Here is a 23,872-nt window from a genome sequence, read left to right as displayed (position 1 = left end):
TATGTATCTTCAACCCATGCACAGCAGGATCACGCCCCTCCTCCTTTCCCTACTCTTTTCCGCAGGCGCCACCGCGCAGAAAGCACCGGCCTACGAAAGCAAGGTCGAAGCCGCCGTAAATAAGGTGGAGCCGCAATGCATCGCCTGGCGCCGCCAGCTGCACGCAGCCCCGGAGCTCGGCAACCGCGAGTTCAATACAGCCAGGCTCATCGCCGCCCACCTGCGCAAGCTCGGAATCGAAGTAAAAGAAGGCGTGGCGCATACCGGCGTGGTGGGCATCCTGCGCGGCAGCAAGCCGGGACCGGTGATCGGGCTCCGCGCCGACCTGGACGCCCTGCCGGTGACCGAGCGGGCGCCCCTCCCCTTCGCCTCCAAAGTGAAGACCCAATACAACGGGCAGGAAGTGGGTGTGATGCATGCCTGCGGACACGATACCCATGTAGCCATCCTGTTGAGTGTAGCCGAAGTATTGAGCGGCATGAAGAGCGAGCTCGCAGGCACGGTCAAGTTCGTGTTCCAGCCGGCGGAGGAAGGCCCCCCGGCGGGCGAGGAAGGCGGCGCCGCCCTCATGGTGAAGGAAGGGGTGCTCGACAATCCCAAGGTGGATGCTATGTTCGGGCTTCACATCAACGCACAGACACCGGTGGGCGAGATCCGCTACCGCGAAGAAGGCATGATGGCCGCCGCCGACTGGTTCCACATCCGCATCAAAGGCAAGCAGGCACACGGCGCCGAGCCCTGGATGGGCATCGACCCGGTGATGGTCGGCGCGCAGATCATCACCGGCCTCCAGGCCATCGTGAGCCGGCAGTCGGAGCTTACCAGGAATGCCGTCGTGATCTCCACTACCATGTTCCAGGGCGGCGTGCGCGAGAACATCATCCCCGAGGAGGCCACCCTCGCCGGCACCATCCGCACTCTCGACAAGAACATGCAGAAAGATGTATGGGAGCGTGTGGAACGTACCGCCAAGCATATTGCCGAGGCATCGGGCGCCACAGCGCAGGTGACCTTTACCTCCAAAACGCTCGTCACCTACAACGACCCCGCACTTACGCGCCGCATGCTTCCGTCGCTCCAGCGCGCTACCGGCAACAAAGCCAGCGTGATGGACGCCCGCACCGGGGCCGAAGACTTCTCCTATTTCGCCGAGAAGGTTCCGTCCCTCTTCTTTTACCTCGGCGGCATGCCGGCCGGAAAAGATCCGAAGACCACCGCCTCGCACCACACACCCGACTTCTTCATCGACGAGAGTGGCATGAAAACCGGCATCCGCGCAATGACCTACCTCGTGCTGGATTACGGGAATGCGGGCAGCACGAAAAAGTAAGTGGCAAAAAAAAGCACCCGTCTCCGGGCGCAACATCCAACGGATGGAGATCTGCTATTTCAGGAGCTGGTAGGCGATGAGGCTCATCACGTAGGCAATGCCCGTCATGTACACGAACTGGATGACGGGCCATTTCCAGGAGCGGGTTTCGCGGCGCACCACGGCAAGCGTGCTCATACACTGCATCGCGAACACATAGAAGATCATGAGCGATACGCCGGTGGCGAGGGTAAACAGCGTGGAGCCATCGGCCTTCTTCGCATCGCGGAGCTTGTGCTGCAGGCGCGTGCCTTCTTCGTCTTCGCCCACACTGTAGAGCGTGGCCATCGTACCTACGAACACCTCGCGGGCAGCAAAGGAGGTAATGAGCGAAATACCGATGCGCCAGTCGTAGCCAAGCGGCTGAATGAGGGGCTCGATGGACTTGCCCAGAATACCCGCATAGGACGCACCAAGCTTTTCCGACTTATATACCGTTTCGATCTCTTCCGCCGGGCGCTGCTGCGCAACCATGCGGGCCCGCTTCTCTTCCACGGCCTCCATACGCTTCGAAGGGCCGAATGAACTCAGGAACCAAAGCGCCAGGGAAATGATCATGATGACCCGCCCCGCCTCGAACACGAAGATCTTCGCCTTCTGAATCATCGTGGTACCCACGTTGGCCCAGCGCGGCGCGCGATAGATAGGCAGCTCGAGGATGAAGAAGCTTTTCTCCTTGATGTTGATGAACCACTTGGCCACCCACGACACGAACAGCGCCATCACGAGGCCGAGCAGGTACAGTCCCATCATCACCAGCCCCTGCACCGAGATAAAGCCGGCGAGGTACGTATTGGGAATCACGAGCCCGATCAGGATCACGTACACCGGGAGGCGGGCCGAGCAGGAGATCAGCGGGGTTACGAGGATCGTGAGCAGGCGCTCCTTCCGGTTCTCGATGGCGCGGGCGCTCATGATGGCCGGCACCGCGCAGGCAAAGCCGCTGATGAGGGGCATCACGCTTTTTCCGTTCAGTCCCACGCTGCGCATGAGCCGATCGGTAAGAAAAGAGATGCGCGCCATATAGCCCGTGTCTTCCAATAAAGTAATGAGCCCGAACAGGATCATGATCTGCGGCACGAACACGAGGATGCCCCCCAGGCCGGCCACCACGCCGTTCACGAGCAGGTCGCTCCACCACACTTCGGGCAGCGCCCGCGAGAGGGCACCCGAGGTCCAGGCGAAAGCGCCGTCGATCCAGTCCATCGGGAACTGCGCCAGTAGAAATACGGATTGGAACAGCAGGAACAGGACGCCCAGCAAAATGAGGTAGCCCCACTTGCGGTGGAGCAGCAGGTTGTCGAGCTTATCGGTAAAGAGGGTTTGCTGCCGCGGGTCGGGTTCCGACACCGAGGCCTGCATCACGTGCTTGATGCGCGTATACCGCTGCATGATCTCGCTGGCCTGGGTGCGGGTATGGTTGAAGGCGTGCTTCTCCTCGATCCGCTCGATCTGGTTCTGCAGCTCGGGGTTGAAGTTGAACTGCTCGTGGTTGATGAGGTAGTGGATCGCCTTGTAATCGCTCACCTCGGGCAGCAGGGCCTGCACGTCGCCGATGGCCGCGCCGGCGAGCTCGCGGTGATCGATGAAGTCGCGGGCGGGCACCTTGTAGCGCTGCTCCACGGTTTGCTCGATGGCCTTCTTCAGCTGGGGCACGCCTTTCTGCTTGCGCGGGTTCACCGACACCACCGGCACGCCGAGCTCGCGCTCGAGTTCAGCCAGGTCGATGATGATGCCTTTCTTACGGGCGAGGTCCACCATCGTGAGGGCGAGTACCACCGGCTTCTTGAGGTCGATGATCTGGGTGCAGAAGAGGAGGTTGCGCTTCAGGTTGGCCGCATCCACCACCACCACAAAAACGTCGGGGTGTACTTCCGGGTCCTGGCCAATGAGCACACGATAGCTCACCCACTCGTCGAGGCGCTTCGGGTAGAGGCTGTAGGTGCCGGGCAGGTCAATGATGTTGGCGATGTAGTTGCCGGAGAGCTGCGTGGTGCCCGACTTCTTCTCCATGGTAACGCCGGGGAAGTTGCCGACCTTCTGGTTGAGGCCGGTGAGGCAATTGAACAACGAGCTTTTGCCGCTGTTCGGGTTGCCAACGAGTGCGATATGTACAGTGGAGGTGCTCACGTTCCGGGCCGCAAAGGTAACCCGCCCCGCGCGGCCCGGCTTACGAGATCGGGAGTTTTATAAAAAGGTTAGGACCGGGACCCGGCAATCGGGAATCGGGAATGCGTGGAGAGGGTGATGGGTCTTCGCTTGTCATTCTGACTATGTCGAAGGAAGCCCTTGTCATCCTGAGCTTGCCGAGGGAGCGAAGGAAGCAACTAAAAAAGGCCACGGCCGCGTCTTGTTTGCAGGGAGCAAGAGATATTTTTGCCGAACTGCACCGAAAAACTGATTCCATGCGCCTTTACCTGATCACCCTTACTACCGTACTCGGGCTAACTTCGTTCGCCCAAAAAAACCGCAAGGAGGATGACCTCCTCCTCAGCAACCTCCGCAACCACATCGACTACCTCGCCTCACCCAAGCTTGAAGGCCGCCGCGCCGGCTCCGCAGGCGAGGCCGAAGCAGCCAATTATATCAGCCAGCAGTTCAGCGCCGCCGGCCTGCAGCCGAAAGGCAGCGACGGCTTTTACCAGCCCTTCGAGATCCCCGAGGGACTGCAGGTGCTCCCGGCCACTACCTTCAGCATCAACGAGCGCGTGGTAGACACGGCCGATTTCTTTCCCCTCGCCTTCAGCGCCAACGGCACGGTGAGCGGCTCGGCGGCGCACGGGCTGCAGGAGCGCGGCGAGCCCTGGTTCCTCGACCTGAAAGACCTGGCCGAGGAAGCGCACCGAAACCCGCACTTCGACATGAGCGAGGCGGTGCGGAAAAAAGCACTAATCCTGAAAGGCAAAGGCGCCACGGCCCTGGTACTCCACAACAGCTCCCCGTTCCCCGATGGCCTCGCCTTCGATCCGAAAGACAAATCGGAGCGTCTTCCCTTCCCCGTGTTCTACCTCCGCGCGAAAGCGGCGCAGGCCTTCCTGGGTGATGCCACCGCCACGTACCGCCTTGAGATGACGAGCGCCATCGGGCCCAAGGCCCGCACCGGCCGCAACGTGATCGGCTATATCGACAACGGCGCGCCGCATACCGTGGTGCTCGGCGCCCACTACGATCACCTCGGCTGGGGCGAGGACGGCAACTCGCTTCACCGCGATACCGCCCGCCGCATCCACCACGGTGCCGACGACAACGCCTCCGGCACCGCAGCCCTCCTGGAGATCGCCCGGCTGATCCCCGGCTTCAAGCACAAGAAGCACAACTACCTGTTCATCGCGTTCTCGGGCGAGGAGCTCGGGCTCTTCGGCTCCAAGTACTTCGTGGAGCACCCCACGCTCGACCTCTCCAACGTGAGCTACATGATCAATATGGACATGGTGGGCCGCCTCAGCGACTCTACGCACACCCTTACGGTGGGTGGCTACGGCACCACGCCGCTCTGGGGAAAGCTCTACGGCATCACCGGTAAAAAGCGCCTTACCGATGCGGGACTCAAATTCCGATTCGACAGCAGCGGCACCGGCCCGAGCGACCACACCTCTTTTTACCGCAAGAACATCCCGGTGCTCTTTTACTTCACCGGGCTGCACACCGATTACCACAAGCCCACCGACGTACCCGACCGCATCAACTACGACGGCACGCGCTTCGTGATCCGCCACATCCTGAGCCTCGTGGACCGCACCCATACCGGCGAGAAGCCCGCCTTTCAAAAAACCCGCGAAGTGGCGATGGCCTCCTCGGCCCGCTTCTCGGTGACGCTGGGCATCATGCCGGATTATACCTTCTCCGGCGGCGGCGTACGCGTGGAGGGTGTGAGTGAGGGCCGTCCCGCGCAGAAAGCGGGGCTCGTAGCCGGCGACATCATCACCGCGCTCGGTGAACACAAGGTGACCTCCGTAGAGAATTACATGCAAGCACTCGGCAAGTTCAAGAAAGGCGAGAGCACCGAAGTGAGCTATACCCGCGGTGGAACGGCCGCCACCGTACGCGTTACGTTTTAACCCCATGCTGCTGCCTATGAAACTGATCCTGGACCACAACGCGATGACGGACGGCTTCTTCGAAGACACCCGCCTGCTGGGCATCATGGCCCCGATGAAGGACTACACCTTTTGCTGGCACCTCAACGACCTCATGGGCGTCGACTTCCGCATCAACAACGAGATCGAGATCCAGCTGAAACGCAAGGACCGCAACTACTTCTTTACGGTGTTCGAGTACCAGCAACCGCACACTGCGCTTACGCATTACCTCTACAACAACCAGTTCGACGGCGAGTACCTGTTGCCCGAGTTCCGCCACCTCGACTTTCTCTGGCTCTTCAAGGGCGATGCCATCGAGGACGACGAGATGAGCCACATCATCAGCAATATCCGCGGCATCCGCGGCGTACAACTGGTGGTGGAGCTCACGAATGAGCAGATCCGGAACAAAGAGCACCTTGTATTTTGATGTCAGATCTCGGATGTGATGATGTCAGATCTGTTTTAGGTCCAGTAGTTCCTAGTGTATCAAAACTGACTTTTCATCGTAGATGTAGGAATCGCGTACGTGGTTCGGCACGTTCATTCCTCTTGAATCATAATTATCTTTAGACCCACCAGATCACAGATCCGAGATCACAGATCTGAGATCCTAAATTCTCCTTTATGTGGACTGAAGCCGACAATGCCCTGTACCGCAAATTCACGTTCCCCGACTTTAGCGCTGCTTTCGCGTTCATGACGCGGGTGGCGCTCGTGGCCGAAAAGCAGGACCACCATCCCCGCTGGACCAACGTGTGGAATACCGTGGAGATCTGGCTCAACACCCACAGTGCCGGCAATACCGTTACCGAAAAGGACCGCACCCTCGCCGCGGCCATCGATGCCCTGTTATGAGCCCGCTTGCCGATAAAGTACTGATGGTGCGGCCCGCGGCCTTTTGCTACAACGAGCAGACGGCGGCCAACAATCATTTCCAGCAATCCACTTCACTGGACCCCGGTGCGCTGCAACAGCAGGCGCTGCAGGAATTCGACGGCATGGTGCGGACACTCGTAGCTGCCGGCATCGAGGTGCTGGTGGTGGAAGACACGCCCGAGCCCATAAAGCCCGACGCCCTTTTTCCCAACAACTGGATCTCCACCACGCCCGACGGCCGCATCCACCTCTATCCCATGTTCGCGCCCAACCGCCGGGCCGAGCGCCGGAAGGGTATTGTAGATCTACTGCAGCGTCAATTCAACGTGGGCCGCGTCAACGACTGGAGCTTTCTCGAAGAGCAGGAAGTATTCATCGAAGGAACGGGCAGCATCGTGTTCGATCATGCGGGCCGTACCGCCTATGCCGCCTTATCTCCACGCACCGACCGGGCCGCGCTGAGCCTGGTGGCGAATGCCCACGGTTATGAAGCAGTAGCCTTCGACGCGCAGGATGCCGCCGGGCGCGCCATCTACCATACCAACGTGTTGCTCAGCATCGGGCAGCACTTTGCGCTGGGCTGCGGCGCCGCCTTCACGAACTCCGAAGAACGGACATCCGTACAGGAGCGCCTCTCCGGAAGCGGTCATGAGTGGATCGACATTACGTTCGAAGAGATGGCGGCATTCGGTGCCAACCTGCTGCAGGTGCGGAATAAGAAAGGCGATCCCTGCATCGTGCTCAGCGCCACCGCGCAGCGGGCACTCGCACCGGAGAAGCTAACGCTGCTCGAACAGCAGGGCACACTCGTTCCCGTATCCGTGCCCACTATCGAAACCGTGAACGGCGGCAGCGTGCGCTGTATGCTGGCAGAGATCTTCCTCGAAGAGAAGGAACGCAGATGATGCGGATGCGCCGGATAAGTACGGATCGTTTCTAGAGGCTGTTTAAGTTAATGTGCTTTCTGAAAACGCTGAATGGTCGGCCGCAAGCGGCCTCAGCGCGCGACGACGCAACGGCGCGACGATTAAATGCAAGGAGGACTTTTGAGCACATTGCTGCTTCGCTGCGCCGCCCCCCGAAGCTTCGGGGCGCCGCGTCGCCGCGCCGAAAGGGCCGCTTGCGGCCTTGCCAGACCCTCAATTAACTCAAACAGCCTCTTAGTAGTCGGCCCGTAATCCTACAAGCACACCTTAACACTTCAGAAGGCGGCGGCTTCGGTTTTGATACCCGCGCGGCCGGTGTAGTCGACGCGGTGCAGGAGCAGCGGCGCCTTGCCGGCAAAGTATTCATCCACTGCCTTGCGGCAGCCGCCCCAGTGGCCGTAGTCGTCGATGATGAGCACACCGTTTGCGCTGAGGCGCGGGTACAGGTGCTCGAGCTCGTGGCGGGTGGATTCGTACCAGTCGGTATCAAGGCGGAGGAGGGCAATGGCGCCGGCAGGGATCGTGCCCGGGATCGTGTCTTCCACCTTGCCTTTCACATACACCACCTGGCTTTCAGGAAGTGCCGTGCGGCGCATGTTCTGCTGCACGTCGGCAAGATCGGCGAGGCACCACACCGACTCTTCCTTGTTGGATTCGTTCTCCTTCAGCAGCACGTCGGCACGGGCGCCGGCAAAGTCCACATCGGCCTCGGTGGGCTCCGACATGCCCTCGAACGTGTCGTAGAGAAAGATCTTCCGGTCGGTGATGCCGCGCTTGCGGAGCATCGAAGCGATCACCATCGAGCTGCCGCCGCGCCACACGCCGGCCTCCACGAAATCACCGGGAATGCGGGCCTCCAGCACGTAGGATACCGAGCGGAAGAGGGAATACATGCGCTCTACCGAAGTCATGGTGTAGGGCTTGCACAGCCGGTAGATCTCCCAGAACTCGGGCTCGAAAAAATCGGGGTACTGTTTGGTGATATCGGTTTCCGCAGCCTCCATCGGGGTGAGGCGGTAACCCATATTGCGTGCGAGGCGGGAAACGATCTTTTTCAACATGTGAAGTGATTTACCGGTGGGCGAAAATAGCGCTTTCACTGCGATCGAACCGGTCCGTTACTACCCGCTCCATCCGTCACACCCGTGTTCCCGCGCTGCTACGGTTTATAGCATTACCTCGATCCGTTTCTCCCCTGCCGCCTTCATGGTGCCGATCGGGCTTGCATACAGCCCTTCGGCCCGGAGCAGGGTTTCTACGGTAGCGGTATCGGCGGGCGCCACGGCTACCAGGAGCCCGCCGTTCGTTTGCGGGTCGGGCAGCAGGTTGAAGGCCTCCATCACGTTCACGCCTTTCCCGAACGATACCTCTTTGCCGTAGCTGTTCCAGTTGCGGAAGGTGGCGTCGGGGATAGTGCGTTGCTGCAGGTAGGTCTCGAGTCCTCCGATCCGCGGCAGGGCGCCATACTGCAGCTCCGCTGAAAGACCGCTGCCGGCACAGAGCTCGTGCAGGTGTCCGAGCAGCCCGAAGCCGGTAACGTCTGTCAGCGCATGCACGCCGGCAATGAGGCCCAGCTGCGCTCCTACCTTGTTGAGCCGGGTCATTTGCGCCATCAGGCCCTCGTAATGCGCTTCTTCCAGCACCCCCCGCTTGAGGGCCGTGGCCAGCACGCCCACGCCGAGGGGCTTGGTGAGATAGAGTACGTCGCCTTCCTGCGCGCCGTCGTTGCGCTTCAGGTGGTGCACCTTCACGGAGCCCGTTACGGCCAGCCCGAAGATGGGCTCCGACGAATCGATGGTATGCCCGCCGGCGAGCGGGATGCCGGCTTCGGCACACACGGCGCGGCCACCCCGGAGCACTTCGCGCGCCACCTCCACCGGCAGCTTCTCGATGGGCCAGCCCAGGATGGCGATGGCCATCAGCGGCGAGCCGCCCATGGCATACACGTCGGAGATGGCATTCGCCGCGGCGATCCGTCCGAAGTCGTAGGGATCGTCGACGATGGGCAGGAAGAAGTCGGTGGTGGAGATGATGGCCGTATCGCCCTCGATGCGGTAGGCCGCGGCATCGTCGTTGCTTTCGTTGCCTACGAGCAATTCAGGGAAGGAGGTCACGGCATCGGTGTGCACGATCTGCTGTAGTACGGCCGGCGCGATCTTGCAGCCACAGCCGCCGCCTTTGGAGAATTGGGAGAGCTTCAGGGGAGCGGTTTCCATGTCATCGTTGTTTTTGCAGCACGAGCTTCGCATTGGTCTGCAGGTCGGCGCTGAAGTAAATGTTGTGCCGGCGGTCGCCGTCGATGATCTGCAGCAGGCCGGTATTGGGCGCCAGCGTTCCGAGGTTCTCGGCCAGGAGCGCGAGCTCTACGCGGTCGCCGGCGGGGAGGCGCAACGTGTGTCGGGTGGCTGTATCGCTCAGCTTGATGTGCGTGAGCACCGCCTGCCCGTTGAGGTAGATGCTGACGCTGTCGCCGTCCACTACGCCGTTATCATAGAGCGCGATCGTGAGGCTGTCGCCGCGTACCGCCACCGTCTGCAGGGCCGTGCTCTTGCGGGCTTCGAAGGCCAGCACCACGGGTGCCGCGGGCGCCACGCGGGTCCTGGGCTCTTCGCGGCGCGGCAGCGGACGGGCCTGCGGCGCCGGACCCGGACGGAGCTCGTTAAGACGGGCTACGAGTGCCGAGCCCACGCTGTCCTTTTTGCGGCGCAGGTTCACCGTGCCGGTCACCGGCGCCCATTGCTTCGTGCGGTTCGTTTCCCAGCGGCCTTCCAGTATTTCTACGAGCCCGTCGCCGCTCACAGGCAGTACGAGCAGCTTGCGCACGCCCTTCGCCGGCTTTTCCGGGAAATTGTTGTCGAGCAGCTCGTCGTCTTCCACAAACAGCTTGCCCTCGCGGACGAGGCCTTTGACTTTGCGGATGCCGTAATAGAAGCGGTCGTTGACGGTGAAGGTGGTATAAGCGAAACCGCGGATGCGGCCGCTCTCCTGGCTCAGCGACAGCTCGAAGTGCTGGAGGAGGCGCGTCGTGTCGTTGTAGAGCGTGCCGATGTAAAGGCCGTTCACTTCCTGGGCACCCAGGTAAGCGCGTCCGCAAAGGAGGAAGGCCAGGACGAATAGGTATCTCATTGCGTAGATCGGATTAAGGCGTGTGCATTGTCGGGCCGAACGTCGGCGCAGGGCACGCGATGCAGTAATTGTTCCAGCCCGGTGCGGTTCTGCAGGCCTTTGCCGTAGTGCTTGTCGTAATAGCGGAGCAGGATGGCGAAGCACTCCGAAAGGTTATCCTCGTCGAGGTGCTGCAGTGCCAGCTTGTGGTCGAGGCCGCCGAGGCGCTGCCGGATGCGGTCGATGGCATCGCGCAGGCGCTCCCGGTCGAGCACGCCGTATTCTTCCACGATGTGGGCGAGGCGCTGTTCAAACGGGATGTCGAGGAAATACACCGGCGACTGCCGCATCGTAGCCCAGAGGCGGTGCGGGATGTGGAGCTGGCCGATGCGCTGGCTTTCGTCTTCGAGCCAGATGGGGCGGGAGGCGGGAATCGGGAATCGGGAATCGGGAATCGCTTCACTCCCGGCCACGTTTCCTTTCTCTTCTACATTCGGTCCCACCGACCAGGGTACATCGCGGAAAGAGCTCTTTGCAGCTTCGGGCACAGGAAGAAAACTACCGGCATCGGAGGCATCCATTGCCGATTCCCGATTGCCGATTGCCGATCCGATTACCGCCCTGATCTCAAGCGCAAGCAGGTTCTCGAATTGTTCCTGTGTGGGTTGCGGGGGCATGTCGATGTTGCCGAAGGCGGAACCCTTGTGGCAGGCGAGGCCTTCGAGGTCGATGACGGTTTCGCCGAGGGTCTTCAGCTCGTGGAGCAGCTCGGTCTTGCCGGAGCCGGTATAGCCGCCGAGGATGCGGAGCGGCAGCGGCAGGGTGAAGGTCTCGAGCACGTAGTTGCGGAACGATTTGTAGCCGCCGTCGAGTACGTGCACGTCGAAGCCATAGAGGTCGAGGAGCCAGGCTACGGCGCCGCTGCGCATGCCCCCGCGCCAGCAGTAGACGCAGATGGGGGGCTTTTCGCCGAGGTCACGCGCGCGGGCGGTACGCTCCACCGTCTCGATCATCGCGCGCATCTTCGGCCCGAAGTGGTCGAGGCCGATCTTGATGGCCGCCTCCCGGCTCACTTGCTTGTAGGCCGTGCCTACCTGTGCCCGCTCCGCATCGGAAAAGAGCGGCAGGCTGAGGGCGCCGGGCAGCTGCGCGTGCGCATACTCCGAGGGCGAGCGCACGTCGAGCAGGAGCGCGCCGGGCAGCAGCTCCAGGAAACGGGTAACGGAATGACGACGCAGGGCCATGACGGCGAAGGTAGTTGACAATCTTTTGGTGGAGGTCGGTCTCTTGCGGAAGTCAAAATTCAAAAGTCAAAATTTAAAAAACCTTGATTGTTGACCCATCCTACCGGTAACGTAACATCGCCACAGTTCAACTTGCAGCCAGGTCCGGTACCAAGAAGAAACTCCGGCAGAACCGACCCCTTTTTGAACTTTGCTTTTTGACTTAAAAGAAAACCCCTCCGGATTGGAAGGGTTTTCTTTTTTAAACGTGAGGCGCTTAATTATCGGTCTTGACCTTACCGTCGTCGCCGTCGTACTTGATCTTCTCGCCTGTCTTCTTGTCTTTGATCTTGATGTCGCCATCATCGCTGACCTTCACCTTCACGTTCTCGTCCTTGATCTTATTGCCGTTATCGCTCACTTTTACTTTTCCGCCATCCGTGCTGCCGCTCGTACCGGAAGTACCGGTGCTGCCCGAGCCGCCCATATAGGTCGTATCGTTCATCCAGCGCTCGTCGTCCATCTTCCAGCGCGTGTCGTAGTCTACCCAGGCATCGTTATCGCCCTTGTACTGCAGCGTATTGTTCTGCATGCGGGCTTCGCCGACGCGGTTCCAGCTGTCGTTCTCGGCACCGTATACCCACCAGTTACGCTTGTCCACATAGCGCCAAACGGGCTCGTTGGTCTCGGCGTTCACGGCGCGGCGCGTGGTGGCGTCGTAGCGTACGTTGATCTGCTTACCGGTGCGGGCGTCGAGGATGTTGCCGGCTTCGCTGTTGACGCGGAAGGAGTCGGCGATGGCGGCGTAGTTGCCGGTGCTGGTATTGGTGGTCGTGCCTGCGTCCGTAGTGGTAGTGGTGGTAGTGGTGCTCGTAGAGTCACTGCCATTGTTGTTGCCATCGCCGCTGCCGCAGGCCGTAAGGGCTACTGCAACGAGGGCGAAGCCGAACAATTGTACTTTTTTCATGACTGTTTGCATTTGTTTCAACCAATGTTAGCAAAAATGATTCCCGGCAGTACGGAGCATGGACTCGTTGGGGAAATCGCAGAGCTTCGTTTTAACAATTGTCCGAATCGTGATTGCCGGGCTTGCCGCTTATTCAGGCACCGGAATAGAGTGCCTGACAGCTACAAGGAACCTGTTCCGCAAATTAGCCGCGCAAGCGCGGGCCGAGGGCTTGCGCCCTTTCACGACGACACGACGGCACAAAGACACGACGCCATTGAACAAGTGAATCCTATCTTTCTTCGTTGCGCCGTCGTGTGGTTGTGAATAAGGCCGCAGGCGGCCTTGACACGCCCCCGAAGCTTCGGGGGCCGCAACGACGCAACGGCGCGACGAAGAAATACGAGCTTGACCATCTGCCCGTCTCGAATTCGCTGCGCGGCCTACGCTTAGACACCTGCGTACAAACGAAAAAAGGCCCTTGCGGGCCTTTTGTATTTTCATGATTGACGACCTTACCCGTTCATCGAAGCCAGGAACTCCTCGTTCGACTTCGTTCCGCGCATCCGGCGGAGCAGCTCGTTCATCGCTTCCTCGGGATTCATATCGGTGAGGTATACGCGCAGCAGGTTCATGCGCTGCAGCACGTCGCGCTCCAGCAGCAGGTCGTCGCGGCGGGTGGAGGAGCCCACGAGGTCGATAGCGGGGAAGATGCGGCGGTTGGCAAGGCGGCGGTCGAGCGCCAGCTCCATGTTACCGGTACCCTTGAATTCCTCGAAGATCACCTCGTCCATCTTGGAGCCGGTGTCGATGAGGGCGGTGGCCAGGATGGTGAGCGATCCGCCGTGCTCGATCTTACGGGCGGCGCCGAAGAACTGCTTGGGCTTTTGCATCGCGTTGGCTTCCACACCACCGGAAAGTACTTTACCCGACGAGGGCGCCACGGTGTTGTGGGCGCGGGCGAGGCGGGTGATGGAGTCGAGCAGGATCACCACGTCGTGTCCGCACTCCACGAGGCGCTTCGCCTTGTTGAGGGCCACGGTGGATACTTTCACGTGCTTCTCGGCGGGCTCGTCGAAGGTGGAGGCGATGACCTCGCCGCGCACGGAGCGCTCCATATCGGTCACTTCCTCGGGGCGCTCGTCGATGAGCACCACCATCAGGTATACTTCGGGGTGGTTGGCGGCGATGGCGTTGGCCACTTCCTTCAGCAGCACCGTTTTACCCACTTTGGGCTGGGCCACGATGAGTCCGCGCTGGCCCTTACCGATGGGGGTAAAGAGGTCCATGATCCGCGTGCTGTAGTTGGTGGGACCGGTAAAGAGGTTCAGCTTCTCGAAGGGGAACAGCGGCGTCAGGTAGTCGAAGGGCACGCGGTCGCGTACTTCCTCGGGTGTTTTGCCGTTGATGGTTTCCACCTTCAGGAGCGCGAAGTATTTCTCGCCTTCTTTCGGCGGGCGTACGGAGCCGTACACGGTGTCGCCCGGCTTCAGGCCGAAGAGCTTGATCTGCGAGGGCGATACGTATACGTCGTCGGGCGACGACAGGTAGTTATAGTCGGAGGAGCGCAGGAAGCCGTAGCCGTCGGGCATCATTTCGAGCACGCCTTCGCCGATGATCTGGCCGTCGAACTCGATGTTGAAATTATTGGAGATGGCGCGGTCGGCCTTCTGGAAGAACTTGTTGATGTTGGTGGGCGAGATCATGCGCTCCGGGATCTGCGGCTCGGGCTGGGCTACCTGGGGCTGCTGTGCCTGCTGCGGCTCGCGGGAGGCCTGTTGCTGGGCCTGGGCGGCCGCGGCGGCAGCTTCCGTTTGCTGGGGCTGCTTATCGGAAGGCTGGGGGCGCTCCTGCTTCGGCTCGGCGGTATTGCCCGGCTCGGGTTGTTCGGCAACCGCTTCGGCTTTGCGCGGACGGCCACGCTTCGGGCGCTCGCCGGCCTCGGGGCGGGGTTCTTCCTTGCGCGTTTCTTCTTTTTTCGGAGGCGGAGGCGCTGCGTTGGCGGCGGCTGCGGCGGCGGCGGGGCGGCGGCCCGGGCGCTTCGGCTCTTCGGGTGCAGCTGCAGGGGCCGGGGCGGCTTTTTCCTCGGGGGCCGACGTGTCTTCCACGATGGCCTCTTCGTTGGAGTGGGCCGTAGCGGCTTTTACGATGCGGCGGCGACGGCCACCATCTTTCTCTTCTTTCTCGGGAGCGCCTTTTTTTGCAGGGGAAGCCGACAGGGCTTGCTTATCGAGGATTTTGTAGATGAGGTCTTGCTTGCTGAGCTTGCGGGCATTGTCGATCTTCAGGCGTTCTGCCACATCCAGCAATTCAGGAACGAGCATGTCGTTCAACTGCAAAATATCGTACATACGGATACTTGGGGTTTAAAAGGAGGACCTGGTTAAAAAACCGGGCGGGGGGTTGAAAAGGTTTGAGTTGTTTTGAATGGAATGGTCGGGAAGTGACCGGGTCAGGAGATTAAGGGATGGAGCTCCGAACGGTTTCCGGTGCAATTTTACACCGAAAACGGAAAACCTAAAAATTTTAATTGCACAGCGGGCCGGTGGGGTAAGCGGGTTCAGTGGGGTGAGCGGGTCAACGGGTGAGCGAGTGAGCAAGGGAGCGGGTCAACGGGTGAGCAGGTGAGCAGGTGAACCTGGATGGCTCGCAAGAAGGGATGTTTCTGTACCCGAGTTCTCTTGTGCACTACTTCACCCACTCCTTTCCTCCTACCGACCCGCTGCCCTGCTCACCCGCTAACCTGCTCACCCCTTCACTTATTCACTCACCCGCTCACTTGCTCCCCTATTCGTCTGGATAACTGCTGACCTGCTCACCTATTCACTCGCTCACCTGCTCACCTATTCACCCGCTCCCTGACCCGGCCGTAGCGCTTCGTGGCACAGGGCTTGTTCGTTTTTACGAAACGGAATACTATGGGTAAAGATCATCGTGGCTATCCTTCGGGCGCCAATAAATCAGAGAGTGAAACGGGCATTCCCACGCGCATGGAGCCGGAGAACCGCCCCAACGACGAGGCAATGACGGAAAAGTATACCAACGACGACCAGACGGTGGCCGACAATGTGCGTACGGGTCATCCGAACCGGAATACGGATAAGGGAGAGAACCCGGGACCGCCCTATTCGTGAGCGGGTGAGCGGGTGAGCGGGTGAGCGAGTGAGCAGGTGAGCGAGTGAGCGGGTGAGCGGGTGAACCCGACACCGATCACAAAAAACGGAGGCCGTCGGCCTCCGTTTTTCTTACTCACTTGATGACCCGCTCACTTGCTCACCTGTTCACGGATCACGGTTCACGATCTAGATCAATCCCGCTTTTTCCGAGATCTCCATCATCCGGTCGAGGGAGGCCTTGGCCTGGAGGCGGAGCTCCTCGTCCATTTCGATGGCCGGCTGCTCGTATTTCATGCAGAGGTAGATCTTCTCGAGGGTGTTGCGCTTCATGTGCGGGCAGTCGTTGCAGGCGCAGGAATTGTCTGGCGGCGCCGGGATGAGGGTCTTGGAAGGGGCCTGCTTGGCCATCTGGTGCAGAATGCCGGCCTCCGTGGCCACGATGAAGCTCTGATGCTCGGTGTTCTTCACATAGGCCAGCAATTGCGTCGTAGAGCCCACGAAATCGGAGATGCGCAGGATGGGCTCCTCGCACTCGGGGTGGGCGATCACCTTGGCCTCGGGGTGGCGCACCTTCAGCTTCGTGATCTTTTCGAGCGAGAAGATCTCGTGCACCATGCAGGCGCCGTTCCAGAGCAGCATGTCGCGGCCCGTGGTGCGGTTGATCCAGCCGCCGAGGTTCTTGTCGGGCGCGAAGATGATCTTCTGGTCTTTCGGGAAGCTATCCACGATGGCCTTGGCGTTGCTCGAGGTGCAGATGACGTCGGTGAGCGCCTTGATACCCGCGGAGCAGTTGATGTAGGAGATCACCACGTGGTCGGGATGCTGCTCCCGGAACTTCTTGAAGAGCGCGGGCGGGCAGCTCTCCGAAAGCGAGCAGCCGGCCTTCAGGTCGGGGATCACTACCTTTTTCGAGGGGTTGAGGATCTTGGCGGTCTCGGCCATGAAGTGCACACCGGCAAATACGATCATGTCGGCGTCGGTCTTGGCGGCCGCCTGGGCGAGGCCGAGCGAGTCGCCGATGAAGTCGGCGATGTCCTGGATGTCGGGTTCCTGGTAGAGGTGGGCGAGGATGACGGCGTTCTTTTCTTTTTTGAGGCGCTCGATCTCGGCGAAGAGGTCGAGGGTCGGGTCCACATCGATGTCCAGAAATCCTTTCTCGATCAACTCGTTTTCCGCGGCTATCAACATTTCCTTAGGCATATAATAACTTGTATTAAATACAATTATATAAATAGAGTCCTATTACTATTAGGGCTGTGGATTTGGGGATAACGCATCCGCCCTTTTTATGGGATGCAAAAACGATGCACTTATACACCGTTATCCCCAGCTTATCCCCGCCAAAGGTACCGAGGGGTCCTGTTTATCGCCGTTTTTTAACAGGGATGTGGATTACCGGGTGTGGGTAGCCGTTCCGATACATGCGAATAATTCGTGTTGTGAGTTCAGGTGGGATAAATCGGGGAAAACCCACAGCCTTCCGCCGCCGGCTCCCGGACGGGCGAGTTGTACCCGACGCCTCCACCGCTTCCGCAGCGCAATACCCGGGTTTATGCACAGCTATTCCCGCTTATCCACAGGAAAAAAGTCAAAAATCAAAAGGCAAAAAGGGGGCTTTCGAACCGGGATGCACGTACCGGCCGCCGCCATTCGTTTTGTTGTGGAAAACGATGGCTTTGATTGGCGGACGTTTACTATCGGTTTCGGGCAGTTCTTAAAGTTCGGCTTAGTCCGTAGTCGGAGACTACGGACAACCGGATATGCGGAAGGCATTAGAGCGCGAGCTTTATTGCCGTGCTTCGTAGCAGGTTACGTGTGTCATAAATAAAGAAGTGAGGTTGCTGCCGTGCCGCTGCGCTGCCACACGAACGCCTAGCCGCAGGCAGGATCCATTCTTTGCGTACTCCGCGTCTTGGCGCCTTTGCGTGAAACCCGCGTGCCGCTTTGGTGTATGCCAGCCGCTTGCGGCGGTACCATCGGGAAGAAGCCGCGATTTAAAAAAAATTTCCGGCGCTGCGCGCCTTATACACCGTTGCGCCCCGCGGAATTTTCCCCGGCCCCAACGTTTCCCCTCCCGGGTGCCCCGCGCGGCCGAAAACGCTATAAAATACGCTCTTATAGCGGTTTTCCACAATTTGTTGATAAGTCCGAAACCCCTATTTTTGCCCACTCTATATATAAAATACCGAAACTCCACTATGTCACTCATTCAGAACATCAGGGACAAGTACGCCCGAATTGCGGTGATCGCCATCGCCCTGTCCCTAGTCGGGTTCATCCTGATGGATGCCCTCTCCGGCCGCAGCAACCTCTTCAGCGGCAATGAAACCACCATCGGCGAGATCAACGGCGAAGAGATCGATTACCTCGACTTCGACAAGCGCCTCAAAGCCCAGGAAGAGCAGTACAAGGCCCAGGGCTACGACATGGGAGACAACCGCCAGCAGCTGGTGGAAGGCGCCTGGAACGCAGAGCTCATGCGCGTGCTCCTCGGCGAGGAATACAAGAAGCTCGGCATCACGGTTTCCGACAAGGAAGTGAACGACTACCTCTTCGGCGCCAACCCGCCGCAGGACCTGCGCCAGCAGTTCACCGACTCTACCGGCCAGTACAACGCCGCCCGTGCGGTGCAGACCATCAACCAGATGCGCAAGTCGGGCACCCCCGAGCAGAAGGCCAACTTCGACAATTACCTCGCCGGCATGCGCAACCAGCGCCAGTTCGAGAAATACACCGCCCTCCTCGCGCACAGCGTATACGTGCCGAAGTGGTTTGCCGAGAAGCAGCTCTCCGACGCGAGCCTCGTGGCCAAGACCGCTTACGTGAACGTGCCCTACGCCACCATCGCCGACTCTACCGTGAAGGTGAGCGACGACGAGATCCGCCGCTACATCGACAACCACCGCACCGAGTTCGAGCAGAAGGAAGAGTCCCGCGGCATTTCCTATGTGCTGTTCCCGGCCGCCCCTTCGGCCACCGACAGTGCCGCCGCCCAGCAGGCCCTCCTGCAGCTGAAGCCCGCCTTCGACTCGGCAGCCAATTACGAGGAGTTCCTCCGCACCAACAACAGCACGATGCCTTTCTATAATGGCCTGCTCAACAAGAGCGCCATTCAGCAGCCCAACAAGGAAGCCATCCTGGCGCAGCCCGTGGGCACCACCTACGGCCCCTACCTCGAAACCGGCCAGGGTGGCCGCAACTTCTGGGTAATGTCGAAGGTGCTCGAAGCCCGCGCTATTCCCGACACCGTGACCGCGCGTCACATCCTCATCGGCACCTCGCAGCAGGATCCGCAATCGGGTCAGCGCGTAGCCATTCGCGACGACAGCACCGCCAAGCGCCTCGCCGACTCCGTACGCGGCCTCCTCGCCGCCGGCCAGTCGTTCGACAGCCTCGTGGCCCGCTTCTCCGACGACCCCGGCTCCAAGCAAACGGGTGGTAAGTACGAGAACATCGCCGCCAACGGCCAGATGGTGCCTACCTTCTCCGACTACATCTTCACCGCCGGCGTAGGCCAGGTGGGCGTGGTCAAGACCGACTTCGGCTACCACATCATCGAGGTGCTGTCGCAGAAAGGCGCTTCCACCGGCTACAAGGTTGCCTACTTCGGCCGCCCCATCGAGGTGAGTGCCGAAACGGAGAATGCTGCCGCCAACGCCGCCAACCAGTTTGCCAACGACAGCCGCAGCGTGGAAAGCTTCAACCAGAACTACGATAAGAACCTCCGCACGAAAGGCCTCAACAAGCAGGTGGCCGACAACATCACGCCTCTTTCCTACAACATCCCGGGTATCGGCGTATCGCGCGAGCTCGTGCGCAACATCTTCTCCGCCACCCGCGGCGAGGTGCTGCAGCCGCAGCGCATCACCGCCCCGGTGGAAGGCTACGTGGTAGCCGTGGTGACCTCGGTGAACAAGCCGGGCCTCATGAGCGTGAACGCTGCCCGCCCCGGCGTGGAAGTGGTGCTGCGCAACCAGAAGAAGGCCGCCCAGATCCGCAAGAACATCGGCGCCATCAGCACCCTCGAAGCCGTTTCGCAGAAGGTGAGCCAGCCCGTGGTAAACGCCGACAGCGTGCGCTTCGCCGGCAACAACAACAACGCCCTCGGCTTTGAATACAAAGTGATCGGCGCCGCCTTCAACCCCGCCAACAAGGGCAAGGTGGTACCCGAGCCCATCGACGGCCAGGCCGGTGTGTACGTGCTCCGTGTAGACGGCATCTCCGGTACCGTTACCGAGTTCGGCAACGCCCAGCAATACCGCCAGGTGCTCCAGCAGCAGGCCCGCCAGCAGGCCCAGAACCAGGATCCGCTGACGCCGCTGAAGGCCCGCGCCTCCATCAAAGACAACCGCGCGAAGTTCTATTGAGCCCGCGTTAAAGTTTCCTTTCCTGAAAAGGCCCTCCAGTAACTTTGGAGGGCCTTATTTTTTGAGGGCGGAGGTGGGATTGAAGAGGTGGAATACTTGAACATTAGAATACATGAGTACGTAAGTACTCGAGGTGGAGGGATGAAATTTGAGGAAAGAGGGCGCCCCTCTACGCTATGCGCTCCTTTCCTCCCCTCGGTTATTCAATTGCTCATGTACTCGATTATTCAAGTATTCCCCCTCCTCCCTCACCCCTCCTAAATCTACCCTTTATGTCAGACGCATCTCCCAATAACAATCCCGACCTGCTGGTGAATAAAGTCGCCCAGAGCGGCATTCTCTCCCTCGACCTGGAGGCCTACCTGCCGGCGGCTCCGGTGACCACCTTCGACTTGAAGGACCACCTCTTTATGGGCCTCATCCTGAAGGAAAAGGACTTCCGCCAGGCGCTCAAGGAAAAAGACTGGTCGGACTACAGCGGCACCTACGTGGCCGTTACCTGCAGCGTGGACGCCATCATCCCCGTGTGGGCCTATATGCTGGTGACGAGCTATCTCCAACCGGTGGCGCGCGAGGTATACGTCGGCACCGAAGCCGAGCTCTACAAGCACGTGGTGCTGCAGAATATCGATGCCCTCGATGCGTCGGCCTACGACGGGCAGCGCGTAGTGGTGAAGGGCTGCGGCGACGTGGCCATCGAGCCCTATGCGTATGCGGCCATCACGCAGAAGCTGCTGCCCGTGGCGAAAAGCGTGATGTATGGCGAGCCCTGCAGCACCGTGCCGGTGTATAAGAAAAAATAATGGGGTAATGTGCTAATGGGGTAATGGGATAATGAAGCAGGAGCGCTACCACCCCATTACTGAAGCCATGGGTTATTGACCCATAGCTGCCCAGGGTTGACAACGTAGGCAGTTTGCACGTTGAAAGAAGACACATCCTCAACCAATAAACGAAGCCCGATGCGCCGACACCTCCTTTTTGCCGCACTCGTTATGCTTGCCGCCTGCGGCTCCGGTGATGCCGGGAAGGAAGCAGAAGTCGCTGCCGGCAGCATGGAGGCGCCGCCGCCCGTGGGCCCCGAGATCCGCCGCGCTGCGGAGGCACTGCCCCGTCTGTATGCCTGGATAGCGGCTCAGGACACGGCCTTTGACCCGGACGCGTTCGAGGTCTTCTCGCCCCTGGATGCCGATACGATGCCGGCCCGGCCGATGCCCCCTTCCGAGCTCGCGCAATGGAAGCCCTACCTGATGTATAACGCCGACAGCTCGCTGGCCATCGACCTGTATTCCTACAACTACGTGCTGCGGCGGCGCGGGGGAAAGACGACCCTGGAAGAAGGCGGTCCTGACTTCGAGGTGGGGCTCATCGACCTGGCAAAAGGCACGCGCCGCCGCCTCTTCTTCACCGGTACCGCTGCCTCCGTGCTCGATGCCGCCTGGACCGACAGCCGCACCGTGCTGCTGGCCGTAGCCGAAGTGCGCAGCGACGACGGTTTCCGCCCCACCCTGCACCGCTTCAATGCGCTTACCGGCGAAAGCACCCTCAGCACCTATCCTACTGTACTTCGTGGCGACGTGGCGCAATACCCATCCCCCGGCTCCTCCCCAGGAGGGAGGGGTGACTCTGTGGGAGATCACTACGGTAAGAAGCAGTACTAATGTTGACGAGACGTTATGAAATACCCAGATGGCCATGCCATCTGGGTATTTCTTTTTAGAGTAGCAAGTTGCTAGAATAAATATCCCGCTACCGCAGAACAACTTTTAAATAATTCACAGCGGAATCTCCAACCTGAAGAAAAGCCTCGGCAACAAAGTTCAGTGGCACAGGGTCACCCCTTCCCTTTGGGAAGGGGCCGGGGGATGGGTCAGAACCAGCCACGGCGGCGGAAGATGCGCACCATGAACAGCGGGATGAAGAGCATGAGGCCCACGGAGATGAAGAAGCCCCACTTGTTGTGCAGCATCGGGATGACGTCGAAGTTCATTCCGAAGATGCCGCCGATGACGGTGGCCGGGGCCAGCAGGCAGGTCACGATGGCCATCACCTTCATCACCTCGTTCATCTTCAGGTTCACGTTGTTGATATAGAGGTCCTGCATCGAGGTCATCACGTCGCGGTAGTTCTCGGAGAGGTCGGCGGCCTGCACGATGTGGTCGTACACGTCCTTGAAGTATTTCTCGGTGCGCTCGTCGAGCAGGTCGCTTTCGGAGCGGATGATGGCGGCCACGAGATCGCGTACGGGCAGGATGTTGCGCTTCAGCACGATGAGCTCCTTGCGCAGGCGCGTGATGCGGGCCATGGCGATGGGCGTGGCGTTGCGCACCACCTCTTCCTCGAGGTCCTCGATCTTTTCGCCGAGGCGCTCCATCACCAGGAAGTAGTTGTCCACGATGAGGTCGAGGAGGGAGTAGCAGAGGTAGTCGGCGGGGCGCTGGCGCACCTTGCTGTTGGCCATCCGCAGGCGCTCGCGCACGGGGTTGAAGACGTCGCGGTCGGGGTCTTCCTGGAAGGTGATGACGAAGTTGCGGCCCAGCACCACCGAGATCTGCTCCTGCTCTACCGAGGACTCGTCCTTGTTGAAGTAGAGCATGTTGAGCAGGCAGTAGAGCACGCCTTCCACCTCGTCCATCTTGGGCCGCTGGTTGCAGCTCAGGATGTCCTCGGCCAGCAGCGGGTGGATGCCGAAGTGCGCACACACCGCTTCCACGTCTTCCTTGCGGATGCCGTCGATATTGATCCAGGAGATAAGGCCGTGGTCTTTACAGTAATACACATCCTCCACCCGGTCGAACTGCTCTACCTCCAGCGTGCTTTCGTTGTAGTTGTACACCGAGATGTGCACTCTTTCCACGGGCTTGCGCACGTATTCCACCGTGGGGTTCACGTGCAGGATCTCCTTGGTGCGCTCGGTGCCGAACAGCGCGTCGGGAAGGATATAGCGGAGGTAGTTGCGGGGAGACATGGGGAACAATCGAACAGGGAATAAGGAACATGGAATGACGAAGGGAAGGTACGGGCCCTTTTCGTTACTTATTCATTCCTTGTTCGATTGTTCCTTGTTCCCTGTTTTCCCGTTCGATTTCCCTCTGCGCCCGCTCGAGGTCTTCGGGGGTGTTGATGTCGACGCCGATGGGCTCGGTTAGGGCCATGCGGAGGGGAATGCCGTGCTCGAGGAAGCGGAGGCACTCGATCTTCTCGGCGGCCTCGAGCGGCGTCATCGGCCATTGCGTGAACTGCAGCAGCGCGCTCTTTCGGAAAGCATACACGCCGATGTGGCGGTAGTGCGGGATGTCGATGTCGGTGCTGCGGGGATACGGGAGCAGCGAGCGGCTGAAGAGGAGCGAGTTGCCTTTGAGGTCCGTCACCACCTTCACCACGTTGGGATTCTGCAGGTCGCTTTCTTCGGAGATGCGGTCCATGAGCGAGGCCACCTGCACGGTGGGGTCCTCGAAGAGGGCCAGGAGCTGCTGCAGGGCCCCCTTGTTGATGAAGGGCGTATCGCCCTGTACGTTCACCACGATGTCGACGTCGCGATCCGCCACGGCTTCGGCGATGCGGTCGGTGCCGCTCTCGTGGTCGGCGCGCGTCATGGCCACGGCCCCGCCGAAGCTTTCGACCTCGGCGCGGATGACGTCGGAGTCGGTGGCCACCAGCACTTCGTCGAAAAGCCCCGAGGCCTGCGCCGCCTCGTAGGTGCGGCGGATGACGGTCTTATCGCCCAGCAGCTGCATCAGCTTACCGGGAAAGCGCGTGGCGGCATAGCGGGCCGGAAGTACAGCTACGATTGACATATGAAGGCGAATAAAGTGAAAGAAGTTTTTTTCACCGCTAAGAAAAGAAGAAAAGAAGGGTTTCG

The 23,872-nt window shown here is 60.2% G+C and carries 19 protein-coding genes; 9 read left to right on the top strand and 10 right to left on the bottom strand.

Annotated features, from left to right (window positions below):
- The first annotated feature begins 16 nt into the window (after positions 1–16).
- Positions 17–1,330, top strand: coding sequence for an amidohydrolase (locus ABD937_RS17015; RefSeq protein WP_345257000.1), 1,314 nt, complete (start codon positions 17–19; stop codon positions 1,328–1,330).
- A gap of 54 nt (positions 1,331–1,384) precedes the next feature.
- Here the strand turns inward: ABD937_RS17015 and feoB are convergent, their stop codons facing one another.
- A complete protein-coding gene (feoB, locus tag ABD937_RS17010; protein ID WP_345256999.1) occupies positions 1,385–3,499 on the bottom strand; it encodes a ferrous iron transport protein B in 2,115 nt (704 codons plus the stop codon).
- Positions 3,500–3,774: 275 nt separating this feature from the next.
- Here feoB and ABD937_RS17005 point away from each other — a divergent pair, with 275 nt between their 5' ends.
- The 4 genes from ABD937_RS17005 to ctlX all read left to right on the top strand — a co-directional run bounded on the left by ABD937_RS17005 (position 3,775) and on the right by ctlX (position 7,232).
- Positions 3,775–5,427, top strand: coding sequence for a M28 family peptidase (locus ABD937_RS17005; RefSeq protein WP_345256998.1), 1,653 nt, complete (start codon positions 3,775–3,777; stop codon positions 5,425–5,427).
- A 16-nt stretch (positions 5,428–5,443) separates the two neighbouring features.
- Complete coding sequence (locus ABD937_RS17000; RefSeq protein ID WP_345256997.1) at positions 5,444–5,878, top strand: IPExxxVDY family protein; 435 nt, start codon at positions 5,444–5,446, stop codon at positions 5,876–5,878.
- Positions 5,879–6,075: 197 nt separating this feature from the next.
- Positions 6,076–6,306, top strand: a complete 231-nt coding sequence (locus tag ABD937_RS16995) for a 4a-hydroxytetrahydrobiopterin dehydratase (protein WP_345256996.1) — start codon at positions 6,076–6,078, stop codon at positions 6,304–6,306.
- Positions 6,303–7,232 carry a citrulline utilization hydrolase CtlX gene (ctlX, locus tag ABD937_RS16990; RefSeq protein WP_345256995.1) on the top strand — a complete coding sequence of 310 codons (930 nt, stop codon included), beginning with the start codon at positions 6,303–6,305 and terminating at the stop codon, positions 7,230–7,232. The genes ABD937_RS16995 and ctlX overlap by 4 nt, the downstream gene beginning before the upstream one ends.
- 296 nt (positions 7,233–7,528) lie before the next feature.
- Here ctlX and ABD937_RS16985 read toward each other — a convergent pair whose 3' ends face one another.
- The 6 genes from ABD937_RS16985 to rho all read right to left on the bottom strand — a co-directional run bounded on the left by ABD937_RS16985 (position 7,529) and on the right by rho (position 14,878).
- A complete protein-coding gene (locus tag ABD937_RS16985) occupies positions 7,529–8,314 on the bottom strand; it encodes a TylF/MycF/NovP-related O-methyltransferase (protein ID WP_345256994.1) in 786 nt (261 codons plus the stop codon).
- Between the two features lie 105 nt (positions 8,315–8,419).
- Entirely contained in the window at positions 8,420–9,469 is a 1,050-nt protein-coding gene (gene selD / locus ABD937_RS16980) for a selenide, water dikinase SelD (protein ID WP_345256992.1), read from the bottom strand.
- Position 9,470: 1 nt separating this feature from the next.
- A complete protein-coding gene (locus tag ABD937_RS16975) occupies positions 9,471–10,379 on the bottom strand; it encodes a hypothetical protein (protein ID WP_345256991.1) in 909 nt (302 codons plus the stop codon).
- On the bottom strand, positions 10,376–11,665 hold the full coding sequence (gene mnmH, locus ABD937_RS16970; RefSeq protein WP_345256990.1) for a tRNA 2-selenouridine(34) synthase MnmH: 1,290 nt from the start codon (positions 11,663–11,665) through the stop codon (positions 10,376–10,378). Before mnmH ends, ABD937_RS16975 begins: the two co-directional genes overlap by 4 nt.
- A gap of 193 nt (positions 11,666–11,858) precedes the next feature.
- Positions 11,859–12,548 carry a hypothetical protein gene (locus ABD937_RS16965; protein WP_345256989.1) on the bottom strand — a complete coding sequence of 230 codons (690 nt, stop codon included), beginning with the start codon at positions 12,546–12,548 and terminating at the stop codon, positions 11,859–11,861.
- Positions 12,549–13,042: 494 nt separating this feature from the next.
- Positions 13,043–14,878, bottom strand: coding sequence for a transcription termination factor Rho (gene rho, locus ABD937_RS16960; RefSeq protein WP_345256988.1), 1,836 nt, complete (start codon positions 14,876–14,878; stop codon positions 13,043–13,045).
- Between the two features lie 567 nt (positions 14,879–15,445).
- On the opposite strand from rho, the gene ABD937_RS16955 reads away from it, so the two are divergent.
- The gene (locus tag ABD937_RS16955) at positions 15,446–15,661 is read left to right on the top strand and encodes a hypothetical protein (RefSeq protein WP_345256986.1); all 216 of its coding nucleotides are present in this window, start codon (positions 15,446–15,448) and stop codon (positions 15,659–15,661) included.
- Between the two features lie 168 nt (positions 15,662–15,829).
- On the opposite strand, the gene nadA is transcribed toward ABD937_RS16955, so the two are convergent.
- The gene (gene nadA / locus ABD937_RS16950; protein WP_345256985.1) at positions 15,830–16,843 is read right to left on the bottom strand and encodes a quinolinate synthase NadA; all 1,014 of its coding nucleotides are present in this window, start codon (positions 16,841–16,843) and stop codon (positions 15,830–15,832) included.
- 998 nt (positions 16,844–17,841) lie between these two features.
- Here nadA and ABD937_RS16945 point away from each other — a divergent pair.
- The 3 genes from ABD937_RS16945 (at position 17,842) to ABD937_RS16935 (ending at position 21,671) form a co-directional block, all read left to right on the top strand.
- On the top strand, positions 17,842–20,010 hold the full coding sequence (locus tag ABD937_RS16945) for a peptidylprolyl isomerase (protein ID WP_345256984.1): 2,169 nt from the start codon (positions 17,842–17,844) through the stop codon (positions 20,008–20,010).
- Between the two features lie 272 nt (positions 20,011–20,282).
- A complete protein-coding gene (locus ABD937_RS16940; RefSeq protein ID WP_345256983.1) occupies positions 20,283–20,813 on the top strand; it encodes a DUF2480 family protein in 531 nt (176 codons plus the stop codon).
- Positions 20,814–20,972: 159 nt separating this feature from the next.
- Complete coding sequence (locus ABD937_RS16935; protein ID WP_345256982.1) at positions 20,973–21,671, top strand: hypothetical protein; 699 nt, start codon at positions 20,973–20,975, stop codon at positions 21,669–21,671.
- 209 nt (positions 21,672–21,880) lie between these two features.
- On the opposite strand, the gene corA is transcribed toward ABD937_RS16935, so the two are convergent.
- Entirely contained in the window at positions 21,881–22,978 is a 1,098-nt protein-coding gene (corA, locus tag ABD937_RS16930) for a magnesium/cobalt transporter CorA (RefSeq protein WP_345256980.1), read from the bottom strand.
- Between the two features lie 64 nt (positions 22,979–23,042).
- The gene (gene kdsB / locus ABD937_RS16925; protein WP_345256979.1) at positions 23,043–23,807 is read right to left on the bottom strand and encodes a 3-deoxy-manno-octulosonate cytidylyltransferase; all 765 of its coding nucleotides are present in this window, start codon (positions 23,805–23,807) and stop codon (positions 23,043–23,045) included.
- Between the last annotated feature and the right edge of the window lie 65 nt (positions 23,808–23,872).

The sequence above is a fragment of the Flaviaestuariibacter amylovorans genome, assembly GCF_039541815.1.
GTDB classification, from domain to species: Bacteria; Bacteroidota; Bacteroidia; order Chitinophagales; family Chitinophagaceae; genus Flavisolibacter; species Flavisolibacter amylovorans.
The sequence above is the reverse complement of the archived record's forward strand: the minus strand, read 5'-3'. Positions and strand labels throughout refer to the sequence as shown.